21 protein-coding genes and 1 riboswitch are annotated in these 23,680 nt (G+C 70.6%); of the genes, 10 read left to right on the forward strand and 11 right to left on the reverse strand.

The features are described from left to right. Window positions 1-3: 3 nt before the first annotated feature. The 7 genes from AC3RXY_RS10890 (at window position 4) to pheT (ending at window position 7,980) form a co-directional block, all read left to right on the forward strand. Window positions 4-813, forward strand: a complete 810-nt coding sequence (locus AC3RXY_RS10890; protein WP_491510936.1) for a TrmH family RNA methyltransferase — start codon at window positions 4-6, stop codon at window positions 811-813. Between the two features lie 121 nt (window positions 814-934). Beyond that, a complete protein-coding gene (locus AC3RXY_RS10895; RefSeq protein WP_491510937.1) occupies window positions 935-1,684 on the forward strand; it encodes an amino acid ABC transporter ATP-binding protein in 750 nt (249 codons plus the stop codon). Between the two features lie 71 nt (window positions 1,685-1,755). Further along, window positions 1,756-2,673 carry a glutamate ABC transporter substrate-binding protein gene (locus AC3RXY_RS10900; RefSeq protein ID WP_491510978.1) on the forward strand — a complete coding sequence of 306 codons (918 nt, stop codon included), beginning with the start codon at window positions 1,756-1,758 and terminating at the stop codon, window positions 2,671-2,673. Window positions 2,674-2,740: 67 nt separating this feature from the next. Next, window positions 2,741-3,388, forward strand: coding sequence for an amino acid ABC transporter permease (locus tag AC3RXY_RS10905; protein WP_491510938.1), 648 nt, complete (start codon window positions 2,741-2,743; stop codon window positions 3,386-3,388). Then, on the forward strand, window positions 3,385-4,317 hold the full coding sequence (locus AC3RXY_RS10910) for an amino acid ABC transporter permease (RefSeq protein WP_491510939.1): 933 nt from the start codon (window positions 3,385-3,387) through the stop codon (window positions 4,315-4,317). Before AC3RXY_RS10905 ends, AC3RXY_RS10910 begins: the two co-directional genes overlap by 4 nt. 94 nt (window positions 4,318-4,411) lie before the next feature. After that, entirely contained in the window at window positions 4,412-5,452 is a 1,041-nt protein-coding gene (pheS, locus tag AC3RXY_RS10915; protein WP_491510940.1) for a phenylalanine--tRNA ligase subunit alpha, read from the forward strand. After that, entirely contained in the window at window positions 5,452-7,980 is a 2,529-nt protein-coding gene (pheT, locus tag AC3RXY_RS10920) for a phenylalanine--tRNA ligase subunit beta (RefSeq protein ID WP_491510941.1), read from the forward strand. The genes pheS and pheT overlap by 1 nt, the downstream gene beginning before the upstream one ends. An 80-nt stretch (window positions 7,981-8,060) precedes the next feature. Here the strand turns inward: pheT and AC3RXY_RS10925 are convergent, their stop codons facing one another. The 5 genes from AC3RXY_RS10925 to AC3RXY_RS10945 form a co-directional block, all read right to left on the reverse strand. Continuing rightward, entirely contained in the window at window positions 8,061-8,972 is a 912-nt protein-coding gene (locus AC3RXY_RS10925; protein ID WP_491510942.1) for an NAD(P)/FAD-dependent oxidoreductase, read from the reverse strand. 16 nt (window positions 8,973-8,988) lie between these two features. Continuing rightward, a complete protein-coding gene (locus AC3RXY_RS10930) occupies window positions 8,989-9,768 on the reverse strand; it encodes an L-threonylcarbamoyladenylate synthase (protein WP_491510943.1) in 780 nt (259 codons plus the stop codon). 77 nt (window positions 9,769-9,845) lie between these two features. After that, on the reverse strand, window positions 9,846-10,679 hold the full coding sequence (locus tag AC3RXY_RS10935; protein WP_491510944.1) for a phosphosulfolactate synthase: 834 nt from the start codon (window positions 10,677-10,679) through the stop codon (window positions 9,846-9,848). Window positions 10,680-10,708: 29 nt separating this feature from the next. Then, window positions 10,709-12,085 carry an MmgE/PrpD family protein gene (locus tag AC3RXY_RS10940; RefSeq protein WP_491510945.1) on the reverse strand — a complete coding sequence of 459 codons (1,377 nt, stop codon included), beginning with the start codon at window positions 12,083-12,085 and terminating at the stop codon, window positions 10,709-10,711. Between the two features lie 177 nt (window positions 12,086-12,262). Further along, on the reverse strand, window positions 12,263-12,643 hold the full coding sequence (locus AC3RXY_RS10945) for a GntR family transcriptional regulator (RefSeq protein WP_491510946.1): 381 nt from the start codon (window positions 12,641-12,643) through the stop codon (window positions 12,263-12,265). Between the two features lie 149 nt (window positions 12,644-12,792). Then, a riboswitch (TPP riboswitch) is annotated at window positions 12,793-12,886 on the forward strand. Between AC3RXY_RS10945 and thiM the strand changes: the two genes are divergently transcribed. Both thiM and AC3RXY_RS10955 read left to right on the forward strand, forming a co-directional pair. After that, on the forward strand, window positions 12,878-13,720 hold the full coding sequence (gene thiM / locus AC3RXY_RS10950; protein WP_491510947.1) for a hydroxyethylthiazole kinase: 843 nt from the start codon (window positions 12,878-12,880) through the stop codon (window positions 13,718-13,720). Its footprint overlaps the riboswitch before it by 9 nt. Further along, window positions 13,717-15,876, forward strand: coding sequence for a bifunctional hydroxymethylpyrimidine kinase/phosphomethylpyrimidine kinase (locus AC3RXY_RS10955; RefSeq protein ID WP_491510948.1), 2,160 nt, complete (start codon window positions 13,717-13,719; stop codon window positions 15,874-15,876). Before thiM ends, AC3RXY_RS10955 begins: the two co-directional genes overlap by 4 nt. 84 nt (window positions 15,877-15,960) lie before the next feature. Here AC3RXY_RS10955 and AC3RXY_RS10960 read toward each other — a convergent pair whose 3' ends face one another. Genes AC3RXY_RS10960 through mvk form a run of 6 tightly spaced genes read right to left on the reverse strand, consistent with a single transcriptional unit; the run spans window position 15,961 to window position 22,395 of the window. Next, the gene (locus AC3RXY_RS10960; protein ID WP_491510949.1) at window positions 15,961-17,103 is read right to left on the reverse strand and encodes a hydroxymethylglutaryl-CoA synthase; all 1,143 of its coding nucleotides are present in this window, start codon (window positions 17,101-17,103) and stop codon (window positions 15,961-15,963) included. Next, window positions 17,100-18,137: a hydroxymethylglutaryl-coenzyme A reductase family protein gene (locus AC3RXY_RS10965; RefSeq protein WP_491510950.1), complete on the reverse strand. Its 1,038-nt coding sequence runs from the start codon at window positions 18,135-18,137 to the stop codon at window positions 17,100-17,102. The genes AC3RXY_RS10960 and AC3RXY_RS10965 overlap by 4 nt, the downstream gene beginning before the upstream one ends. Next, window positions 18,134-19,279, reverse strand: a complete 1,146-nt coding sequence (gene fni, locus AC3RXY_RS10970) for a type 2 isopentenyl-diphosphate Delta-isomerase (RefSeq protein WP_491510951.1) — start codon at window positions 19,277-19,279, stop codon at window positions 18,134-18,136. The genes AC3RXY_RS10965 and fni overlap by 4 nt, the downstream gene beginning before the upstream one ends. Further along, entirely contained in the window at window positions 19,269-20,351 is a 1,083-nt protein-coding gene (locus tag AC3RXY_RS10975; protein ID WP_491510952.1) for a phosphomevalonate kinase, read from the reverse strand. The genes fni and AC3RXY_RS10975 overlap by 11 nt, the downstream gene beginning before the upstream one ends. Beyond that, window positions 20,348-21,319 carry a diphosphomevalonate decarboxylase gene (gene mvaD / locus AC3RXY_RS10980; protein WP_491510953.1) on the reverse strand — a complete coding sequence of 324 codons (972 nt, stop codon included), beginning with the start codon at window positions 21,317-21,319 and terminating at the stop codon, window positions 20,348-20,350. The genes AC3RXY_RS10975 and mvaD overlap by 4 nt, the downstream gene beginning before the upstream one ends. Then, window positions 21,316-22,395, reverse strand: a complete 1,080-nt coding sequence (gene mvk, locus AC3RXY_RS10985; protein WP_491510954.1) for a mevalonate kinase — start codon at window positions 22,393-22,395, stop codon at window positions 21,316-21,318. The genes mvaD and mvk overlap by 4 nt, the downstream gene beginning before the upstream one ends. A 297-nt stretch (window positions 22,396-22,692) precedes the next feature. On the opposite strand from mvk, the gene AC3RXY_RS10990 reads away from it, so the two are divergent. After that, complete coding sequence (locus AC3RXY_RS10990; RefSeq protein WP_491510955.1) at window positions 22,693-23,676, forward strand: ABC transporter substrate-binding protein; 984 nt, start codon at window positions 22,693-22,695, stop codon at window positions 23,674-23,676. The last annotated feature ends 4 nt before the right edge of the window (window positions 23,677-23,680 follow it).

Below are 23,680 nucleotides of genomic sequence, written 5' to 3' on the forward strand. Positions count from 1 at the left end.
GGCGTGCTGGAGAACCCCCGCTCTTCCCGTGTCCGCACCGTCGCCAAGCTCGCCAAGCGCAGTGCGCGCGTCGACACCGGCATGTTCCTCCTGGAGGGTCCGCAGGCCGTCCGTGAGGCGCTGATCCATCGTGCCGATGCGATCGTCGATCTCTTCGCGACGCCCACCGGCTGGGAAAAGCACGCTGACATCCGCCAGCACGCCGCGGAGGCCGGCGTGGAGGTGGAGTACGTCACCGAGGAGGTGCTGCAGGCGATGGCCGACACGGTCACACCGCAGGGTCTCGTCGCGGCGGCACGGCAGACCCCGACCGCGATGAAGGACATCTTCGCCGGCTCCCCGCGCCTGGTGGCGATCTGCGAAGAGGTGCGAGACCCCGGCAACCTCGGTGCGATCATCCGCGCGGCCGATGCCGCGGGCGCCGATGCGGTCGTGCTCACCGGCCGCACCGTGGACCTCTACAACCCCAAGGTCGTGCGGGCCACGACCGGATCCCTCTTCCACCTGCCGGTCGCGGTGGGCGGACGGCTGGAGGACGCCGTGGTGCACGCTCACGGCGCCGGTCTGGTCGTCATCGCCGCCGACGTCAAGGGGGGAGCCTTCCTGGAGGCCCGCTCAGACGGGACCCTCGCCGGGCCGACCGCCTGGCTGTTCGGAAACGAGGCCCGCGGTCTGGAGGAGGAGGCGCTCGCGCAGGCCGACCGTGCGCTGCGTCTGCCGATCTTCGGCCGAGCGGAGTCGCTGAACCTCGCCACGGCGGCGAGCGTCTGCCTGTATGAGAGCGCGTTCGCACAGCGCGGCAGCGCGGACTGAGGGCACGCCGCGCAGAGGCTCCACCCCGCGCGGCTGAAACTCAGTCCCGGCGGAGCGGAACTCCGTCACAACTCGGTAACCAGTCCCCGCGAAGGCGGGGCGGCCCAGTAGGCTAGCCGACATGTCACAGAGCGATGACGCCCTCGTGGTGATCGAGAACGTCCAGAAGCACTACGGCGATTTTCAGGCGCTGACCGACATCAACCTCCGCGTCAAGCGGGGCGAGGTCGTCGTGGTCATCGGGCCGTCCGGGTCCGGAAAGTCGACCCTGTGCCGGACGATCAACCGTCTGGAGACCATCACCAGCGGCTCGATCACCATCGACGGCAAGAAGGTGCCGGCCGAGGGTCGTGCCCTGGCGAACCTGCGCGCAGAGGTGGGGATGGTCTTCCAGTCCTTCAACCTCTTCGCCCACCTCACGATTCTCGACAACGTCACGCTCGGCCCCATCAAGGTGCGCGGCATGAAGAAGGCGGAGGCCGAGAAGGAGGCCACCGCGCTCCTGGAGCGCGTGGGCGTCGCCGCGCAGGCCGGCAAGCTGCCGGCGCAGCTGTCCGGCGGCCAGCAGCAGCGCGTCGCGATCGCCCGTGCCCTGGCGATGCACCCCAAGGTCATGCTGTTCGACGAGCCCACCAGCGCGCTCGACCCGGAGATGATCAACGAGGTGCTCGACGTCATGATCGAGCTCGCTCATGAGGGCATGACGATGATCGTCGTGACACACGAGATGGGCTTCGCCCGCAAGGCCGCCAACCGTGTGGTGTTCATGGCCGACGGGAAGATCGTCGAGGAGGCGACGCCCGAGGAGTTCTTCACGAGCCCGAAGAGCGATCGCGCCAAGGACTTCCTGTCCAAGCTCATCACGCACTGACGTTCGTCCGCATCGCGGTCCACCAGACCCGCGCGGCCTCCACACCAAGAGAGAAGGAGAAATCCATGAAGATGCGACGTTCCCGCGTCCTCGCCGGCGTCGGCCTGGCGACCGCAGCACTGATCGCCCTGACCGGCTGCAACAGCGGCAGCCCGTCCAACCCGGGCGGCAGCGACGACGAGACCGGCACCGGCTCCACCTCGGACGGCGCCCTGTTCGAGGTCGCCACCGACGTGCAGCTCGACGGCAGCCCCACGTTCGACGCGATCACCAAGCGCGGCGGCGTCGTCGTGGGCGTCAAGGAAGACCAGCCGAACCTCGGCTTCCTCGATGTCACCTCGGGTGAGCGCACCGGCTTCGATGTGGATATCGCTCGCTGGATCGCCGCGTCGCTCGGCTACGGCGAGGACGACATCGACTTCAAGCCGATCGCCTCCGCCAACCGCGAGCAGGCGATCGTCAACGGTGACATCGACTACTACGTCGGCACCTACTCGATCACCGACAAGCGCAAGGAGCAGATCGACTTCGCCGGTCCGTACTTCGTCACCGGGCAGGGTCTGCTCGTCAAGAAGGACAGCGACATCACGAGCGAGGCCGACCTGAACGAGAACACCACGGTGTGCTCGGCGACCGGCTCCACCCCGATCCAGAACATCCGCGACAATTTCCCGGGTGTTCCCACGCGCGAATTCGACCTGTACTCGGCGTGCGTCGAGGAGCTCATCAACGGCACGGTGCAGGCCGTCACGACCGACCAGGCGATCCTGATCGGCTACGCGGCGCAGTACCCCGACGACATCAAGGTCGTCGGCGAGCCGTTCAGCGTCGAGAAGTACGGCGTCGGCCTGGCCAAGGGCGACGACGTGCTGCGCACGCACATCAACGATCTGTTCACCGACAACGGCGACATCTGGCAGGCGATCTTCGACAAGAACCTCGGTTCCTCTGGCACGGTCGTCGAGCAGCCCGCGGTCGACGCGTACTGATCGGCGCGCGGCGGGGGCCATCGGGCCCCCGCCGCCACCACATACCTAGCAAGGGAGGGGCGAGGAATTGGGCGTCATCTTCGACAACACAGACCTGTGGGGCGTCGCGCTGGGCAACACGCTGCAGCTGTTCGTCTTCGGCGGTCTGCTGGCCCTCGTCCTCGGCGTGGTGGTGGGCGCGATGCGCGTCTCGCCGATTCCGATCGCCCGAGGCGTCGGCACGCTCTACGTCAACATCGTCCGGAACACCCCGCTGACCCTGGTGTTCTTCTTCTTTCTCTTCGGCTACCCGCAGCTGGGGCTGCCCCGGCTGCAGCCGATGACGCTCGCGATCCTCGCGATCGGCATCTACACCGCGTGCTACGTGGCCGAAGTGCTCCGCGCCGGCATCAACACCGTCCCGGTCGGGCAGGCGGAGGCAGCCCGTGCCATCGGCCTGCCGTTCGGCCAGGTGATGAGCCTGGTGGTGCTCCCGCAGGCGTTCCGTTCCGTCGTTCCGCCGATGATGAGCGTCTTCATCGCGCTGCTGAAGAACACCACCGTGGCCGCGGGCTTCTCGGTGCTCGAACTCGGCGCGGTGCGCTCCTACATGAGTGAGCGCGGAGAGAACGCCCTGGTGGTGCTCCTGTGGGTCGCGGTGATCTTCGTGGTCCTCGTGATGCTGCTCAGCGGCGTGCAGCGGTACCTCGAGAACAAGTGGAGGATCGCACGATGACTTCCGTTCTGTACGACGTTCCCGGCCCCCGCGCGATCCTGCGCAACCGGCTCCTGGGCATCGTCACGGTCCTGGTGATCGCCGGGACGGTGGGGTTCGTGCTCTACCGCTTCTGGGTGTCTGGGCAGTTCGATGCCTCGCGCTGGCACGTGTTCACGTTCTCCGCGGTGTGGGAGTCGATCTTCCGAGCGCTGCTGAACACGCTCGCGGCGTTCGCCCTCGCTGCGGTGCTCAGCGTGCTGCTCGGCTTCGTGCTGGCGATCGGCCGGCTCTCCGACCATGCCTGGGTGCGCATCCCCGTGACCGTGGTCACCGAGGCGTTCCGCGCTGTTCCGGTCCTCGTGCTCATGATGCTGCTGTATTACGGCCTCCCGGTGCTGGGCATCAAGATGGAGCCGTACTGGGCGGTGGTGCTCGCGCTCATGGCCTACAACGGGTCCGTGCTCGCCGAGGTGCTCCGTGCCGGCATCGAGTCTCTGCCGCGGGGGCAGAAGGAGGCGGGCTTCGCGATCGGCCTCCGCAAGAGCGGTGTGATGAGCCTGGTCCTGCTGCCGCAGGCGGTGCGTGCGATGCTGCCGGTGATCGTGGCGCAGCTCGTGGTCACCCTGAAGGACACCGCGCTCGGCTTCATCATCACGTATCCCGAGCTGATCCACTACGCCAAGCTGCTGAGCTCGCAGCAGGGGCGTCCGATCCTGCAGTCCGCGTTCGTGATCGGCGCGATCTATGTGGCGATGTGCCTCGTGCTCTCCGGCGTCGCCCGCTGGCTGGAGATCCGCACCCGGCACTCCCCGAAGGTGCAGGCCATCGCCAAGGGCCCCGGGGGCACCGCGGGCAACACCGCCGCCGACGACGAGGGCACCCTCACCGAGGCGATCGCCCTGCAGGGCACGACGCGACGCTCCCGCGGCGGACGGGCGCGACACTAGCGCCCCGCCCCGCGAACGAGAAGACCCCCGGCGCCGATGCCGGGGGTCTTCTGTGTCTCTCCCCGGAGGAGCTGCCCCGGTAGACTCGGTTCTCGTGTCCGATTCCCTTCAGATCACGCCCGAGGCGGTGGAGTCCGCGGTCGTCGCTGCGCTGACGGCGATCACCACCGCTGCCGACACCGCAGAGCTCAAAGCCGCGCGCGCCGCGCATGTCGCCGAGGGGTCGCCGCTGGCGACCCTCAACGCGTCGATGCGCCGGGTGGCGCCCGAGGACAAGGCGGCGTTCGGCAAGCTCATCGGTCAGGCCCGCGGCCGGGTCACGCAGGCCCTCGCCGCGCGCGAGGCCGATCTCGCCGCCGCCGAGACCGCCGCACGCCTCGAAGCCGAGCGCGTCGACATCACGGCGGTCGCCTCGCGCTCGCGCGTGGGCGCCCGGCACCCGCTCGGCCTGATGCAGGATCAGATCTCCGACATCTTCGTCGGCATGGGCTGGGAGATCGCGGAGGGGCCGGAGCTCGAGCACGAGTGGTTCAACTTCGACGCGCTCAACTTCGACGAGGACCACCCGGCCCGCCAGGAGCAGGACACCTTCTACGTCGATCCGACCTCGCGCCACCTGGTGATGCGCACGCACACGAGTCCCGTGCAGGTGCGCTCGATGCTCGACCGTGAGGTGCCGATCTACGTGCTCTGCCCCGGCCGGGTGTACCGCACCGACGAGTTCGATGCGACGCACCTGCCGGTCTTCACCCAGGTGGAGGGGCTCGTCGTCGACAAGGGCATCACGATGGCCCACCTCAAGGGCACGCTCGACCACCTCGCGCGCCAGCTCTTCGGCGCCGAGGCGAAGACCCGGCTGCGCACCAACTTCTTCCCCTTCACCGAGCCGTCGGCCGAGTTCGACCTGTGGCATCCCACCTTCACGGGCGGAGCGCGCTGGATCGAGTGGGGCGGGTGCGGGATGGTCAACCCCAACGTGCTGCGCGCGGCGGGGATCGACCCGGAGGAGTACAGCGGATTCGCGTTCGGCATCGGCGTCGAGAGGGCGCTGATGTTCCGCAGCGATGTGAAGGATATGCGCGACATGGCCGAGGGTGATGTGCGCTTCAGCGAGCAGTTCGGGATGGTGGTGTGATGCGCGTTCCGCTCTCCTGGCTGCGCGAGTACGTGGATGTGGCGCCGGATGCGACACCCGAGGACGTGCTGGCGGCGTTCGTCTCGGTCGGCTTCGAGGAGGAAGAGGTCCACGGCTTCGATATCTCGGGGCCCGTGGTCGTCGGCGAGGTGGTGTCCTTCGACGAGGAGCCGCAGAAGAACGGCAAGACCATCCGCTGGTGCCAGGTCGACGTCGGTGAGGCGAACGGCGGCGTGCGCGGCATCGTGTGCGGCGCGAGCAACTTCGTCGCGGGCGACCGGATCGTCGCGACCCTGCCCGGCGCGGTGCTGCCGGGGCCGTTCCCGATCGCGGCGCGCAAGACCTACGGCCACGTGTCGGACGGCATGATCGCCTCGGCGCGCGAGCTGGGCCTCGGCGATGAGCACAACGGCATCCTGATCCTGTCGGAGATCGGCGTCGACGCGCCCGTCGGGACCGACGCGATCGCGCTCCTCGGGCTCGACGACGCGGCGGTCGACATCAATGTCACGCCCGACCGCGGCTACGCCATGTCGTTGCGCGGCGCGGCGCGCGAGTACGCGCACGCGACCGGCGCCGCCTTCCGCGATCCGGGCGAGCGCGCGTGGGAAGAGCTGGCGCAGCCGGTCTCCGGCTATGCGGTCGCCGTCGCCGACAGCGCGCCCATCCGCGGGCGTGTGGGTGCGAGCGAGTTCGTCGTGCGCGTCGTCCGCGACGTCGACCCCGCGCGTCCCACCCCGCCGTGGATGATCGCTCGGCTCGCGCTCGCGGGCCAGCGGTCGCTGGGAATCCTCATCGACATCACCAACTATGTGATGCTCGAGCTCGGCAACCCGATCCACGGCTATGACCTCGACGCGCTCACCGGGGGGATCACCGTGCGGCGCGCGGAGCAGGGTGAGACGCTCACGACACTCGATGGCCAGGAACGCACACTCCACCCGGAAGACCTGCTCATCACAGACGAGTCCGGACCGATCGGCCTCGCCGGCGTCATGGGCGGGACCACCACCGAGATGACCGCGCGCACCCGCAACGTGCTCATCGAGGCTGCCGTGTTCGACAGCGTCACGATCGCGCGCACCGCCCGCCGTCACAAGCTGCCCAGTGAGGCGTCGAAGCGATTCGAGCGCGGTGTCGACCCCCTGATCCCGTTCGTCGCGGCCCGCCGGGTCGCCGACCTCATGGTCGAACTCGCCGGCGGCACCATCGCCGACGAGGGCGGCGCGCTGTTCGCCGATGTCGAGATCGCCGCTGTGCACCTGCCGACGGGCTTCGTGCAGGGCCTCGTCGGCGTGGACTACACCGACGATGAGGTGATCGGAGCGCTCGAGACGATCGGCGCAGAGGTGCTCGGCGCCGATGCGACGGGTGCGGAGGGCCCGAACGGCTGGGAGGTCATCCCTCCGAGCTGGCGCCCCGACCTCACCGACAAGTGGACGCTCGCCGAAGAGGTCGCCCGCATCCACGGGCTCGACCGCATCCCCTCAGTGCTGCCCACCCCGCCCGCCGGACGCGGCCTGACGGCGGCGCAGCAGGGGCGTCGGCGTATCTCCGATGCGCTGGCCGCGGCGGGCTTCGTCGAGACCCCGTCGTTCCCCTTCACGACCGAGGCGCAGAACGACCTGCACGGCAGCGCGTCCGGGGAGCACCTCCCGAGCGTGCGCCTCGCGAACGCGCTCGACGGCCAGGCGCCGTTCCTGCGCCGGTCGCTCGTCCCCGGCCTGCTGCAGACCGCGCACCGCAACATCGCGCGCGGCATCGTCGACCTCGCCCTCTTCGAGTCCGGCGCGGTCTTCCTCCCGGAGGAGGGCGTGCGCTACGGCACAGACGAGGTGCCTGCCCTCGGCCAGCGACCGGACGATGCCACCCTCGCGGCCCTCGATGCGTCGATCCCGCCGCAGCGGCGTCACGTGGCGGTGCTGCTGACCGGCAGCCTCGCACCGCGTCAGCCGGGCCGGGCCGCCGAGCCGGTGTCGCTGGGCGGTGCTCTCGACGCAGTGCGGGTGATCGCCGCGGGCGCCGGCGTCGAGATCGACGTCGAGCAGTCGGTGCGAGCCGCCCTGCACCCGGGGCGCACCGGTGTGCTGCGCGCCGCGGGCGAGGAGATCGGCTACGTCGGTGAGCTGCATCCGGAGGTGGCGGCCGATGCCGACCTCCCCGGTCGCGCGATCGTCGCCGAGATCGACCTCGATCGGGTCCTCGACCTCGCCGGCTCTCGTGTCGTCGCGGCATCCCTGTCGACCTACCCGGCCGCCACGCAGGACGTGTCGCTCGTGGTGCCGGTCGAGACACCCGCGGCGGCCGTCCGTGCCGCGCTCGTCGAGGGTGCAGGGGAACTGCTGGAATCGCTGCGCCTGGTCGACGACTACCGTGGCGACGGCATCGCGGCGGGTGAGAAGAGCCTGACCTTCGCGCTGCGCTTCCGTGCTGCGGACCGCACACTGACCGCCGCGGAGGCGACCGAGGCGAAGCTCGCCGGCGTGGCGGTCGCAACGGCGCGGTTCGGAGCGGTGCTGCGCGACTAAACGCCGTGCGGTGCCCGTCGGGGGCTTCCGGTCACCGGGAGCCACCGACGGGCATCGTTCCGGGAAGCACCAGCCGGGTGTCAGATCGTGTCGTGCACGATCGCCGCCGCGGCCCTCGCGCCGTGCCCCGCTGCCACGATGAGCTGCTGCGGACCGGGGGCGGTGGCGTCTCCCGCCGCGTACAGGCCGGGCAGCGGAGTCCGGCCGTCGGCATCGGCGAGGATCAGACCGGCGGCATCGCGTGCAACGTGCAGGTCGGCGACGACGTCGTCCAGCGCCGGCCGCCACACCGGTCGGACGAAGCCCCCGCGCGTCCGCAGCCGTGTCCCGTCGGCGAGGACAACGGCCTGGAGATCGCCGCGGTCACCCTCGAGCGCCGAGATCGGCGCACGTTCGACGCGGACGCCTCGGGCGGCGAGTTGCTCTTCCTCCGCGGCATCCACGGCAGAAGACCCGAGGGTGAGCACCGTCAGGCGCGCGGTCCAGCGCGAGATCAGCATGGCCCAGCGGGGAATATCAGCGGTCTCGCCGAAGAGCGCCAGCGGTTGGTCCTGCAGGTCCCATCCGTCGCACACGACGCAGCTGAAGACGCTCATGCCGTAGAACGCGGCCAGGTCCGGCACGGCAGGGAGCTCCTCGCGGAGCCCTCCGGCCAGCAGCACGATGTCGGTGCTCAGCGAATCCGGCGGGTCGGACGCGCGGCGCTGGAACGACACCTCGAAGCGCGTGCTCTCGCCCGCGCGCACCGACACGACCGTCGTGCGATCCATGATGCGTACCCGCGGATACGCGGTGAGCTCCGCGCGAGCGACGCGACGCAGTTCGAGCGGCGAGATGCCGTCCCGGGTGAGGAAGCCGTGTGATCGGAGCGCCGCGGAGTTCCGCGGGCGTGAGGCGTCGATGAGGGCCACCGACATCCGGGCGCGGCCGAGGTTGAGTGCAGCGGACAACCCCGCCGGTCCGCCGCCGATGATCACCGCATCCGCGCGCATGGTCCGTCTCCTGTGCTCAGTAGTACTGCCCGTGCCGGTAGTCCCAGGTGGGGAACCGTGCGGCCATTTCCGCGACGATGCGGTCTTGCGAGAGCCCGCCGCGGATCAGCGTCGGGGCGGGGTGGATGCCCCGTCTTCCGTTCTGCTCCGGCACGAGATCGCCATCCTCGTCGACGAACGACACCATCACGCCCTGCTCGTAACGATCGGCGGTATCGGTCTGGATCGAGCGCACGTAGTCGTCGGCCTCGATCACGAGGTCGGCTCCGCTCGCGATGCGCTCGCCGATGCCATCGACACGACCCCGGTTGCCCTGCCCGGACGGATTGGCGGAACTCGCGAAGAGCAGGGTGTGGTCGTGATCCCACAGGGCCCGCGCGATGCGTTCGCCCGGGGTGCCGAAGCGCACGACGAAGCAGCTGGTCGCACGCTCGTCCATGACGAAGTCCTCCGCGCCGGGGGGGATGTGGGCGCGGCCGTGCGGCGTCCAGGGCAGGATGCAGCCCAGAAGGACGTCGTGACGCCAGTGCGCCCGATAGAAGTCCTCGATCTCGTCGGTGAGACGGGCGAGCGTGACCAGCTCGTCCATCGACCCGCACAGTACGACGCCGGGTTTACTGCGCGGACGGTTCTTCACCGCGAACTTGCGTTCCAGGCCGGCGGCGTCCGTGGTGACGATGATGTAGCCCACCTTGGTGGGGCTGACGACGATTTTTCCCCCGGTGCGGAGCAGGTCGATGGCCTCGTCCTGCAGTGCTCCGTTCCAGCGGATGACCGGGGCGGTCGTGTTCGGCATGGGATCCTTCCGAGCGGTGCTGCGTCTTCTCGCCCGGAGGGAGGCCGGCATCCGCCGGCCTCCCTCCGGGGTCGTGATCAGGCGGGGTTGATGACCCGGCCCCAGGTGGACTTGTTTCCCCAGATGTTCTGGCGGAGACCCTCGAGCTGGAGGATCTGCGAGTGGTCGACGAACAGGTTCACCTCGTTGCCGTAGTTCTTCACGTACCACTCGAAGACCGGGCCGTCCGCGGCCTCGAACATGACGTTCTCCAGGCCGACGCCGTTGATGATCGCGGCTGCCGCAGCGGTGTTCCACTCGGTGACGTTCTCGGTGATGCCCTCCGACTCGATCATGATGATCTCCGCGCCGGCGTCGAGCGCCTGCCGGGCACGGTCGATCAGATCGCCGACGTCCTTCTTGGTCTCGGCGGCGAGCTCCGCCTCACCGGAGTCACCCCCTGAGCCGATCTGGATGCCCAGTTCCGGCTTGGCCTTCAGGCCGGCCTTGACGACCTTCTCCACCAGACGGAGCAGACCGGAGGTGGGGAGCATGATGAACCCGGTCGAGATCTCGATGACGTCGAAGCCGGACTCCTTGGCCTCCTTCAGGTACTGGTCGACGGCATCCGGGCCGTAACGGAGGACGGTCTCGATCCAGCCGCCGGACGAGACGTAGGCGTTGTTCTCGTGGGCGATGTCGCTCATCGCGCGCACCTGCTCCGGCGGAACGAGGGAGAACGAGCCCCCCGCCCACTTGATGCCGTCGACCCAGTTGCCCGCCACGTCGAAGACGTCCTGCAGGTGGCGAGTGCCGAAGGTGGCGTAGTAGGGCGCGCGGATCTCGGTGATGCCGAAGCGGCGCGGCTTCTCCGGTCGGAAGGCGCGGGGGACGAAGTTGAAGGCGGTGTCGAAGGGGATGGCGTTGCTCATGGTTGTGCTCCTTTTCCTCGTGCGATGTCTCAGGCGCGTGTCGTGCTGACGCGGGCCAGTGCTGCGGTGAGCTCGGCGACCGAGCGGCGGTCGAGGTCTGCCACGATGCCGGCGATCTCGTCGCGCAGCTCTGGCGTGGTGAACGGGGTCGTCAGCGCGTCGAACTTGCGGCGCGCGCCGTCCCAGCTCAGCGGGTTGTCGTGGAACCCCTCATAGGAGCTCTGCACCGAGCGCAGGACCGTGCCGTCGGTGAGCTCGACCTCCAGGTCTGCGGGCATCTCGTCGGGGAAACGTGCCGAGAAGGTGTCGTCCGGGGTGATCTGCACCTTGCCCATCAGCTCCTGCACGTCGTCGGCGACGATGCGCTCCGGTGCGTACTGCGCGGGGTTGAGCTCGCCGTCGAGCAGCACGACGGCGAGCATCCAGGGGAGCGAGTGATCGGCCTCCTCCTTGGTGCGGATCGTGCGCTTGTCGCCCTCTTCGCCGCCCCCGATGATCGAGAACGCCACGTCGAAGGTGCGCAGGCGCACGCTCCGGATCGCCGACGCGTCGAATCCGGCCTGGGAGCGGATGTCCTGTGCCGCGTCGAGGGCCGACTGCGAGTGGATCTCGGCGTTGTGCTTCTTGATGATCGAGCGACGCACCCGCTCGAGGTCCTCTGCCGACCAGTCGAGTTCGAAGGGGCCGGCAACGGACTCCTTGAAGCCCTTGTTGCCCTCGAAGACCGCCTCGGGGCCGGTGATGCCGCGCGACGCGAGGAGAGCGGCGAAGGTGCCTTCCTTCGCGACCTGCGGGTAGGCGAGGCCCTTCCAGTGCGAGAGGTTTCCGGTGCGGGTCACACGGAGGGCGTTGTTCGCCGTCCCGGCGATCGCGATCGCGTTCGCGATCTGCTCCTCGGGCAGTCGCAGCGCCTTCGCGGCTGCGGCTGCGGCGGCGTACGCCCCCTGCGTGGTGTGATCGAAGCCGCGGGCGCGCACCGGGGCGACATCGGAGAGCCGTGCGTGCACCTGATAGGCGACGGCGAAGGCCGTGAGCAGTTCGCGCCCGCTCGCCCCGACGGATTCCGCGGCGGCCAGAACTGCGCCGAGGTTGTCGGAGGGGTGGTTGGTCTCGCCCTTTGCCAGGTAGGAGTCCATGAAGTCGAGGTATCGACTCAGGGCGCTGTTGTAGAACGCCGCGCGGTCCGGCGCGGTCTTGCCGCCGCCGATGAGGGTCGCGGACGGTGTGCCGCCGAGGTCGTCGAGCAGCCCGCGGATGGCCACGATGGGCTCGGCGTCGAGGGCGCCGATGGCGACGCCGAGGGTGTCGAGGACCCGGATCTTCAGCTGTTCCTGCGCATCTGCGCTGAGGTCGTCGAAGGTTGCGGCTGCGACGAATGCAGCCAGTCGGGAGACTTCCGTGCTCATGAGAGCGTCCTTTCCAGAAGACGAGAACGCGATCGCTTAGGTAAGGCTTGCCTAATAAGTAGTACAGATCAGATCTGCCCGGATGTCAAGGATTTATCTTGATATCGAGATAAATTTCGGCGTCGACCGACGGGGCGGCGCGGTTCGCGGCGCCGGGGCATCCGCCGTCGCCGCGGCTCAGGCGCGCTGGCGATCGAGCGCTCTGCGCACCGTGGCGATGACGGCATCGTCACCGAATCCATGCGCGCGCAGCGCGGCGACGCAGGCGTCCGCCGCCGCATCCGCGCTGCGGACGGCGTCATCGTCGACCGCGGCGATCGGCGCCACGACCGTTCCGTTGCGGCCGGCCGTGACGACGTATCCCTCCGCCTCGAGCTCCTTGTACGACCGCGCGACGGTGTTGGCGGCGAGGCCGAGCTCGGCGGCAAGGGCGCGCACCGCCGGCAGCCGCGTGCCGGCGGGCAGCGTGCGGTCCATGATCTGCGCGGCGAGCTGCCGACGCAGCTGCTCGAACGGCGGATGCGCGTCGTGCGCGTCGATCGTCACGGACACCGTCATGCCTCCACGCTAGCGCCGCGCGGCCGCGCGCGCCCGATCTGCGGGGTTTGTCCCGATCCTCGGGGCACCCACGGTGGTTACCGACGCAGATCGGGAAAAGGTCCGCAGATCGGGCGTGACCGTCGGCGGTCCGTCCGCGTAGACTCCTGGTCAGTGACACGGGGTGCCGCATCCGCGGCTGAGATGAGACCCGTCGAACCTGATCTAGTTCGTACTAGCGAAGGGATGTCGCAAATGAGCGATCCTGTGCGCCCGTCCATCGATATCGCGGCGATCGCCGCCGATCTCCTCACCCGCTTGCGCGAAGCGCCGCCGCTGACCCACTGCATCACGAACGCGGTCGTCACCGGTTTCACCGCCAACGTGCTGCTGGCCCTCGGAGCGGCCCCGGCGATGGTCGACATCGTCGACGAGAGCGAGCTGTTCGCCGGCGTCGCGTCGGGGGTCCTGATCAATCTCGGCACGCCCTCGCCCGAGCAGCGCGCCGCGAGCCGGGAGGCCGTGACGGGCGCGCTGGCGTCCGGCACCCCGTGGGTGCTCGACCCCGTCGCGATCGGCGCGCTGCCGGTGCGCACCGCACTGGCCCATGAGCTGGCGGCGCGGAGGCCCACGGCGATCCGCGGGAACGCGTCGGAGATCCTCGCGCTGGCCGGGCTCAGCGCCGGCGGGCGCGGGGTCGACGCCACGGACACCCCGGACGCCGCGGAGGCCGCGGCGCACGCCCTCGCCGCGGCGCACGGCAGCGTCGTCGCCGTCTCCGGTCCCGTCGACCTCATCACCGACGGCACCAGGACGGTACGGATCGCGAACGGCGATGCGCTGCTCACCCGGGTGACAGGCGGCGGGTGCGCGCTCGGTGCGGTGATGGCCGCCTTCCTCGGCGCGGCACGCACGTCGGATGCCGGGCCGCTGGCCGCGGTGTCCGCCGCCACCCTGGTCTACACGATCGCGGCGGAGCGGGCCGCGGCCCGGGCATTGGGGCCCGGCAGTTTCGCCGTGGCTTTCCTCGACGCGCTCGCGGCGGTGGAGCCGGACGACATCGTGCCGGTCGCCTGCGTGACGGAGGTCGAACCATGAGCCTCGACCTCTCGGTGTACCTCGTCACCGATGCCGCGCTGTGCGGGGAACGGGGCGTGGTGGAGACCGTGCGGCAGGCCGTCGCCGGCGGCGTGCGTGTCGTGCAGCTGCGCGACAAGGACGCCACCGACGCCGAGACCGTCGATCTGCTCATCGAGCTGTCGCATGCGATCGACGGACGCGCGCTGCTCGTGGTCAACGACCGTCTCGACGCGGCCGTCGAGGCGCGGCGGCGGGGAGCCCGCGTCGACGGCGTGCACGTCGGCCAGGGCGACGCCGGGGTCGAACGCGCACGTGCGGCTCTCGGCCCGGAGGCGATCGTCGGACTCACCGCCAACACGCCGCAGCACCTCGATGCCGTCCGCGCGCTTCCCGCCGGGACGGTCGACTACGTGGGCGTCGGCGTGATCCACCCGACGGCGACGAAGCCGGACCATCCGCCGGCCCTCGGGGTCGACGGCTTCCGCGCGCTCGCCGCGGTGAGCCCCGTGCCCGCGGTCGCGATCGGCGGCGTCGGCATCGCGGACGTGGCACCGCTGCGCGCGGCCGGCGCCGCCGGTGTCGCCGTCGTCTCCGCGCTGTGCGGCGCCGCGGACCCCCGTGCGGCCGCCGCGGCGTTCGTCCGCCGCTGGCGGGGGAGCACAGACCGGCCGGTGCCGCGGGTGCTGAGCATCGCGGGGAGCGACCCATCGGGCGGGGCGGGCATTCAGGCCGACCTCAAGGCGATCGCCGCGAACGGCGGCTACGGGATGGCGGCCATCACCGCGCTCACCGTGCAGAACACCCGGGGCGTGCGAGACGTGCACGTGCCGCCCGCAGACGTCGTCCGCGCACAGCTGGACGCGGTGTCTGACGACGTCGAGATCGACGCGGTCAAGATCGGGATGCTCGCCAACGCCGACGTGGCCAGGGCCGTGGCCGGTTGGCTGGCCGAGGTGCGTCCTCCCGTCGTCGTGCTCGACCCCGTCATGGTCGCGACCAGCGGTGACCGGCTGCTCGACGCAGCGGCCGAGACCGCGCTGCGGGAGCTGGCGGCGCACGCCGATCTCGTCACCCCGAATCTCGCGGAGCTCGCGGTCCTCGCCGGGCGCGCCATCGACGGCTGGGCAGACGCTCTCGACGCCGGTCGAGAGGTCGCGGGGGCGCTCGACACGATCGTGCTCGTCAAGGGCGGCCACCTCGGCGGCGATGACGCACCGGACGCCCTGGTCGACGCGGGCGGCGTGCTCGCCGAGCAGAGCAGCCCGCGGATCGACACGACGAGCACGCACGGCACCGGCTGTTCGCTGTCCTCTGCGCTGGCCACCTGCCGTGCGCGCGGCGAGGCGTGGCCGGAGGCGCTGGACTCGGCGCGTCGGTGGCTGCGCGAATCCCTGCGCGCGGGGGCGGGGCTGCGCGTCGGGCGCGGAAACGGGCCGATCAGTCACTTCGCCGGGCTCTGGGAACGCGGCGGCGTACACGCGGCGGGCGACGACCTCGACGTCCGTCGCGCGTGGTGGGAGCGCATCGCCGGCATCCGGGCGGAGATCGACCGGCTGCCGTTCATCCAGGCCCTCGCGGACGGCACGCTGCCGCAGGAGTCGTTCCTGTCGTATCTCGCGCAGGACGCGCTGTACCTCCGCGAGTACTCCCGTGTGCTCGCGGAGGCGTCGCGCCTGGCACCGACCACCGCGGAGCAGGCGGCATGGGCCGAGGGTGCGCAGAACTCGATCGCGGGAGAGCTGGAGCTGCATGCCTCCTGGCTGACCCCGCTCACCGGCATCGGCGTCGAGACCTTCGCCGCGTCGCCGGGACCCGCCACCACCGCGTATCTCGATCACCTGCGCGCGGCGGCGTTCACGGGCGATTACGGCGTGCTGATCGCCGCGGTGCTGCCCTGTTACTGGCTCTACACCGATCTCGGAGAGCGGCTGCACGCCGGCGCCTTCGGGTCGTACGCCCGCGACCCGCGGCACCCTTACGCGTCCTGGTTGGCGACCTATGCCGATCCGGTGTTCGCCGCGGCCACCGAGCGCGCGATCGGATACGTGGTCGCGGCGGCGCGGCGGGCCTCGCCGGCTCAGCGCGAGCGGATGCTGCGCGCCTTCGAGGTCTCCGCGCAGCACGAGCTGGCATTCTTCGCGGCGTGGCCGGGGGCGGCCTCCTCCGCGGGCTGAACGGCGGTCACCGACGGGGCGGCTGCGGATCCGCAGCCGCCCCGTCCGATCCTGCTGACCCGGTGCGCCGGGCGCACCGGCGGCTCAGACGCGCTCGTAGCGCCGTGCGCCGCCGGCCACCCCCGCGAAACGGAACGGACCGGCCGTCACGCGCGGGGTCTCGTGGTCGGTGGTCTGCTCGGCCGCGGCGGTGTGCAGCTGCTCGTACGCGTCGACGGTCAGCGGTACGCGCGCACTGAGCAGCGCGCTGGTCCGCTCCGCCCCGCCCGGCGCGACGCGGCGCACCACACCGGTGAGGAGCTCGGAGACGCTGCCAGAGCCGTAGCTGAACAGTCCCACGCGCTCTCCGGTGAGCCCGGGCTCGTGGTCCAGCAGAGCGGCCAGGGCGAGGAACAGCGACGCCGTGTAGCTGTTGCCCGTGCGGCGGTTGTAGGCGGTGGAATCGCGCAGGGCGGCATCGTCCAGCTCCACGTCGCGGTGCTCCGTCAGGTGACGCTGCGCTTTGACGGCCATCTTGGTGAACGGCTGATGGCACGCCAGACGGTGGATGTCCTCTGTCGGTGCGCCGCGGCGCACCAGATCGTCCCAGGCGCCGATCAGGCCGTCCAGATAGGCGGTCATCGACAGCTGTCCGTCCACCAGCGCCGTCGAGGAGCCGTTGGGCCGCCAGAAGTCGTCGATATCGGCGGTGTGCAGGCCCGACGCCGGCTCGATCTCCATCAGCTCCGGGTCTGCGCGCACCAGCATCGCCGCGGCACCGGCGCCCTGCGTCGGCTCCCCGGGGGAGTCGAGCGCGTAGCGGGCGATGTCGGAGGCGATCACGAGCACGCTCTCCGCGGGGTTCCGCGCGACGAGCCCGATGGCGGCCTGGAGGCCCGCGGTGCCGGCGTAGCAGGCCTGCTTGAGCTCGACGGCGCGCACGCCGGAGGGCAGACCGAGCAGGCGGTGCGCGTAGACGGCGGTCGATTTGGACTGGTCCACGCTGGACTCGGTGGCGAACAGGACGGTGCCGATGCCATCCGCACCGTGACGTTCGATCAGCGGCAGGGCGGCGGCGGCGCCCATCGTCACGGCGTCCTCGTCTGGCGCCGGGATGCTCATCTCATCCTGGCCGAGGCCGATGCGGAACTTCGCCGGGTCGACGCCGCGGGCATCGGCCAGGTCTCCGAGGTCGAGCACATGGTGAGAGGTGGTGATGCGGAGATCGTGGATGCCGATCGCGGTCATGATGAGCGCTCCATCTTCAGGTGGGCGGCCATGAGCTCGCCCGGATTGGTCTGCGCTGCGAGCAGGGAGAGTTCGCCGCACAGGACGGCGGCCGCGATCAGCTCGGCCAGACGACGGGCGTTCGCTCCCGGCTCGCGCTCCTCACGGCAGCCGAGCCGCTGCAGAGCGTGCTCGACCTGCGGCAGGTGCTTGCCGTTGCCGACGGTTCCGACGATCAGATGCGGCAGGGTGCACGAGAAGTACAGGCCGTCGTCTCGCACGTCGGCGTAGGTGATGCCCTGCGATCCCTCGACGATGTTCGCCGCATCCTGGCCGGTGGCGAGATAGAAGGCCAGGAGCATGTTCGCATAGTGCGCGTTGGACGACCGCAGCGCTCCGGCGATCGTGCTCCCGACGAGGTTCTTGCGCACCACCAGATCCGCCAGACGCCGTGCGTCGGTGCGCAGACCGTCGCGCACCACCTCGTGCGGGAGCAGGATCTCGGCGACGACGCTGCGCCCCCGACCGAGGATGCCGTTGACCGCTGTCGCCTTCTTGTCGGAGCAGTAGTTGCCGGAGATCGATCCGTAGCCGAGTCCGAGATCCCACGAGAGGATGCGCTCCATCAGGGCATCAGAGGCGTTGGTGACCATGTTGTGCCCCGAGGCGTCGCCGGTGGTGAATGCGAAGCGGACGAACAGCAGATCGCCGACGATCTCGGTGTGGGCCTCGATGAGCGCAGCGTGCCTGCTGCCGGCGGAGACCACCTCGCGCAGCTCGCCGAGGCGTTCCTCGATCGTCAGGGCAGCCCGATGCGCGGCGACCGCTCCCGGGGCGGTGAACAGCACGGAGCGCGTCATGCGTTCGCCGACGACGACCGTGCGGATGCCGCCGGGCACCATCCGGCTCACGCGTGCGCCGCGGCCCACAGACGGCCACAGCGGCGTCTCATAGGTCGCGAGCGGCACCGAGATCTCTTCCTCGCCGGAGGCGCCGGTGACGCGGATCGGGCCGACCCAGCTGGTGGGGATCGGGGTGGTCTCGGTGTGGCTCATGGTGTCCTCCGGGGAAGGGCCGGCGGGCGCCCGGCGGTGTCGTCTTCGTGATGCGGGGTCTGCTCGGATCGCCGTGCGAGGGCCGCCGCGTCGATGCCGCGCAGATCGCAGAACTCGCGCAGCCGGCCGCGCACGAGCAGATCCGTTCCGGCGAGCCCGGCCGGCGTGGTCGCGCCGAGCAGAGCCAGCAGCGCACGGATCTCGTCGAGCCAACCGCGTACGACCGGCACGAGCGCGTCTGCCCCGCCATCGATGACGGTCGGCAGGAAGGAGCCGGCGACTCCGACGGCCTGTGCACCGAGGGCGAGCGCTTTGACGACATCGAGCGGATGGCGCACGCCTCCGGAGGCCAGGAGCGCCGGACGACGCGGGGGAGCATCGAGCAGGCATGCCGGCGCGCTCTGCCCGAAGCCCGTCAGATAGGGATATCCGCCGTCCGGGCGCCGGTCGTTCTCGATGCGCAGGAAGTCGGTGCCTCCGCGTCCGCTCACGTCGGCGACGCGCACACCGATGTCGGCGAGGCGCGAGAGGGTGCGCCGGCTCAGGCCGAAGCCCACTTCCTTGACGATCACCGGCACCGGACTGGCGGCGACGATGCGCTCGATCGACCGGGGCCAGCGGGAGAAGTCGCGGGTTCCCTCGGCCATCGCCGTCTCCTGCACGGCATTGAGGTGCACGTGGAGCGCGTCGGCGCTGAGCAGCTCGACCGCGCGCACCGCGTCGTCCGCGCTGCGACCGGCGCCGATGTTGGCGATCACGAACCCGTCCGGGTTCTCCTCGCGGATCACGGAGAACCCCGCAGCCGTCGCAGGATCGTCGAGGGCGATCGACACCGAGCCGGTGGCGATCGGCAGCCCCGTCTCCCTGGCGGTGATCGCGAGGTCCCGGTTGATCCGGGTGGTGCGCTCCGTGCCGCCCGTCATGCCGTTGATGTAGAGCGGAGTCTGCCAGGACCACTCGTCGACCGTGACGGCGAGATCGACCGCCGCCGCATCGGTCCCGTCGAGGGCATGGTGGAGGAACTCCAGGTCGTCGAACTCGGTGCGCGCGGCACGCTCGGCGTTCTGCTGCGTCGCCAGGCGGACGTGGTCGTCCTTGCGCGACCCTCGCATCCCGGCATCGGTCATCCGCTCAGAGGCCATCGGTGCTCCCCTCCGGGGGATGGATGGACAGGCTCAGGCGCCGGATGTCATGGGCCTCCCACGCGCGCAGGATCGCCGGGATCTCCGAGTCAGGCCCTGCCAGCACGATGCCGCAGTCACCGCCGCCCGCACCGGACGGCTTCGCGGCCGCGCCGTGCCGCTCTGCGATGTCGCACAGTGCCCGCAGCTGCTCGGTCTCGATGAGGTTGCCGGTGGTGTCGCCCAGTCGCTGCAGCAGGTGGCGTGCGCGACGGACAACCGGGAGTGCATCGTCGCCGTCCTGTTCCAGCAGATCCACGAATGCGTCGACGCACGCGCGGCTCTCATCGAGGAAAGCGTCGTACGCGGGCTGGATGGGATGCCCGGAGTGTCGCACACGCTCGACGAGCCGCTCGGTCGATGCGGGGGAACCGGTCCAGCCCACCAGCAGCTGCAGCCGCTCCGGCTGGGGGAGTCTCCGCACGCTGCACGGCCCCCACGGGCCGTCGGTCAGGGTGGCGGCCACCCCGTGCACGGCCCGATGGGTGCGCAGGGCTCCGCGGTCGGGGGCGGTGTAACGGATCCAGCCGCCGAAGGTGCTGGCGGCGACATCGCCGCACGACGCGGTCGGTGCGACCTCGATGGTGGCGAGCAGTGCCAGACGGAAGCGCTCGGCCCGCGTCAGCCCCAAGCCATAGAACTCGTCCAGAGCGGCGATGACGGCGACCGTCACAGCCGCCGACGAGCCGAGACCGAACTTACGGCCGCTCGCGTCGTCGAGCTCGCTCGAGATGTGCAGGTCGAAGTAGCGCGGCGGCAACCGCAGCGCGGCACGCAGCTGCTCGACCGCGGCGATGGCCGACATCACGAAATCGTAGGGCGCGTGATCGAGCACGATCCCCTCGCCGTCGCGGGTCCAGACCAGCGGGAGACGCCCGTACTCGCTGGAGTGCACCCGGCCCACATCGGCGCTCTCCGTGAGGCGCACCGTGAGATACCGGTCGACCGCCACGAGCACGGCCGGCTGGCCCGGCTCGACGACGGCGTATTCGCCCACGATGAAGAGCTTGCCGGGGGCGCGGGTCTCGATCACCGGAGCGCCTCCGCGGGGGTGAGCAGAGCGGCGCCCGGTCCTGGTCCCGCGATCCGCGTGCGGCCCAGCGGAGCGAGGGCCGTCGCGACGGCCTCAGCGTCGTCCGGACGAACGAGCACGGTCACGTTGGGGCCGGCATCGGCGGTGGCATAGGCCTCGACGCCGCTGTCGCGCAGCGCAGCCACGGCGTCGAAGACGGCGACGCTGGCGGGGCTCAGGTAGCGGATCGGCGGGTCGCAGGACTGGATGACCGCGTGCATCCGCAGGGCGTGCGACTCGGTGATCCTGCCCATCCGGGTGAAGTCGTCTGCGGCGCAGGCCTCCAGCATCGCCTCCAGGCTCTGCTCCGTCGAGGAGATCCAGGCGCTGTAGAACGGGGACGTCAGCGCGGTGCGCCGCATCGCCTCCCGGCTCGAGACGGCCTTCTGGCCGTCGTCGACCGAGACGACCACCAGCCGCGCCTCCGGTGCGGCGACGGGCTCGGCGACCGAGCCCTCATCGTCGCCCGCCCGCCACACCGCGTAGCCCGGCACGATCGAGCGCGCGGCGGAACCCGACCCGCGCCGGGCGAGCCTGCTGAGCCCGCGGGCATCGAGGTCCAGCCCGTACGCGGCGGAAGCGGCGACCGCGAGGGCGGCGAAGCCCGCCGCCGAGGAGGCAAGGCCCGCGCCGGTGGGAGCCTCGTTGTGCGAGCGGACATGCGCATACGCCGGCGAACCGGCCATCGTGCGCACAATGTCGAGGAAGCGCGTGACCCGCCGCAGCTGTTCCGGCGCGGCGGCGGCGCCGTTCAACGCGAAGACGTCGGCGGTGGCCTCGGGGTCGATCGTGACCGTGGTGGTGGTGGGGAAGACGTCGAGGGTCATCGACATGCTCCCCGCCACGGGCAGCATCAGGGCCTCATCCTTCTTGCCCCAGTACTTCACCAGGGCGATGTTGGGGTGGGCCATTGCTGTTGCCAAGGTCATGCGACTCCCGTCGTCGTGGTCCAGGTGCGGGGTGCGCCGGCAGCGGTGAGGGCCACCGCCAGGTGCTCGGCGTGCTCGCCCGAGTCTGCGAGGGCGATCACGCAGCCGCCGAGACCGCCGCCGGTCAGCTTCGCGCCGTGGGCGCCGGCGGCCTCGGCGGCTGCGACGAGCGTATTCAGCTGCCGTGTGCTCACACCGAGGTCTGTGAGGAGGCTGTGCGCTCGCCGCATCTGTGCTCCGATGCCGGTGCGGTCACCCCGAGCCAGCAGGGGGAGTGCGTCGTCGGCGCACGCCGCGAGTCCCTCGATGAGCGCATCGGTGTCGGCAGGATGCGTCGCGCGTCGCGCGCGGACTCCGCCGACGGCTTCGGCCGTGGATCCGGCCGTGCCAGAGTCTGCGACCACGAAGAACAGCGGGGCGCCGATCGGCACGGGAAGCGGAAAAGAGCCCGGCGCGAACAGCAGCGGCTGGTCTGCGACGACGGCATGCGCGTCGAGGCCGGACGGCGTGCCGTGGGCGATGCCCTCCGCCGCCTGTACGATCTCGTGCCGTGCCGACGCGTCCAGCCGCAGCCCCAGCAGGTCGGTGACGGCTTCCGCGATGGCAGCGGCCACGGCCGCGCTCGACCCGAGCCCGCGCTCCGGCGGGATCGTGCTGCTCACCCGGACGCGCACGCCGGCATCGGGTGCTCCGGCGTGGCGGAGAGACGCATGAACGGCCTCGATCACCGGGAGGAGGCGCTGCGGGGCGTCCTCGTGCGGACCGGAGTACAGGACGCTGTCGATGTGCACTCCGCGCGGGTGCTGCGTCGCCGTCGCATCGGCGGTGAGAGCGTGCACCGGCAGGGCGATCGCCGGTGCACCGTAGACCACGGCGTGCTCGCCGAACAGGATCGCCTTGGCGTGTGCGCGACCGGCGCCGCTGGCACGCGCGGGGTCGGAGGGGCCGATCAGGCCCGGCACGGTGGTCGTCACGCCGTCGACGCGTGCCGGGGGAAGGACGGACGGGAGGAACGCGAAAGAGCGGGCGCGGAGGAGCCGGTCGCCGCGCCGGAGGTCGCGCTGGAGCCGGCGCACGCCGCGCGTGCACCGTGCCGGGTTTCGCCGGCCTCGGTCATGTCTTCTCCTCCGTGTTGAGAGTCCCCGCAGTGAGGTGGGGACCCCGCGCCGTATCGAGCGGGGAGAGCGGTGCACGCTCCCCATCGGCACGCTCGGGGACCGATCTCTCCGACCTCTCGGCACGAATGACGAGGCAGGCCTCATCCATTATGCCCGCCGCATCCTGAGCGTCGGTGAGGAAGCATGCGTGGTTGACAAATTAGGTTACCCTCGCCTAACTTCGACTCGCTGTCCGACCACGAACCAGGAGCATCCGTGACTCGCCGTATCCTCGTCCCCGCCGCCCTCTCTGCCGTCCTGCTGCTGTCCGCGTGCTCTCCGGGCGCAGACTCCGAGACCGCGGGGGACGCGCCAGCCCATGACGGTGCGTCGTCCGGTGCGGTGAGCCTGACCCATCCCTCGATCGACGGCCTGACGATCGACTTCGACGCCCAGCCCGAGGTCATCGTGATGGACTGCTACGCCTACAGCTCGCTCGCCGACTATGCCGTGAAGCCGGCGGCCCTGTTCGGGTATGACTGCGAGAACCCCAACGTGATGGGCGACGTCGACACCTCTGGCATCACGTTCGTCGGAACGGACGGTGAGATCAACGTCGAGAAGCTCGCCGAGATCCGGCCGGACGCGATCGTCGGGCACGGTTCGGCCGAGGGCTGGTCGTGGTTCGACGAGGATGTCAACGGCCAGCTCACGCGGGTCGCCCCGTTCATCCCGCTGCCGTCCGGCGACACCATCGCGCAGGGCATCGCGGACACGCGAGCGATCGCCGCGTTCCTCGGCGGAGAGACCTCGTCAGACGCCATCGCGGCTGCTGATGCCGACCTCGCTGCCGCGGAAGAGGCGTTCCGGGCCGCCATCGCCGGCAAGGACCTTCGCTTCATGCTCGTCAGCCCGGTGAAGGAGATGCTGTACTCGGCGGTCGGTTTCGCGCAGGCCGACCTCCTGGAGGAGCTCGGTGCGACCATCGTGGGAGCACCGAAGCCCGAGCAGGGCAACCCCTGGGGGCAGATCGCCTGGGAGGAGGCGTCGACCTATCCGGCCGACGTGTTCCTCGTCGAGGGCTACGACGCCGCCCACCCGGAGAACGCCTTCACGACCGAGCTCTGGGACTCCCTCCCCGCCGTCTCGGCAGGCCAGATCGGCGCCTGGTACTCCAAGGGCGCGATGACCGCCCGCTCCTACGCGGACTGGCTCGACAGCGTCACCACGGTGGTCGAGAAGGCACAGAAGCTCTCCTGACCCA

It is taken from the genome of Microbacterium longlingense, from assembly GCF_058349825.2.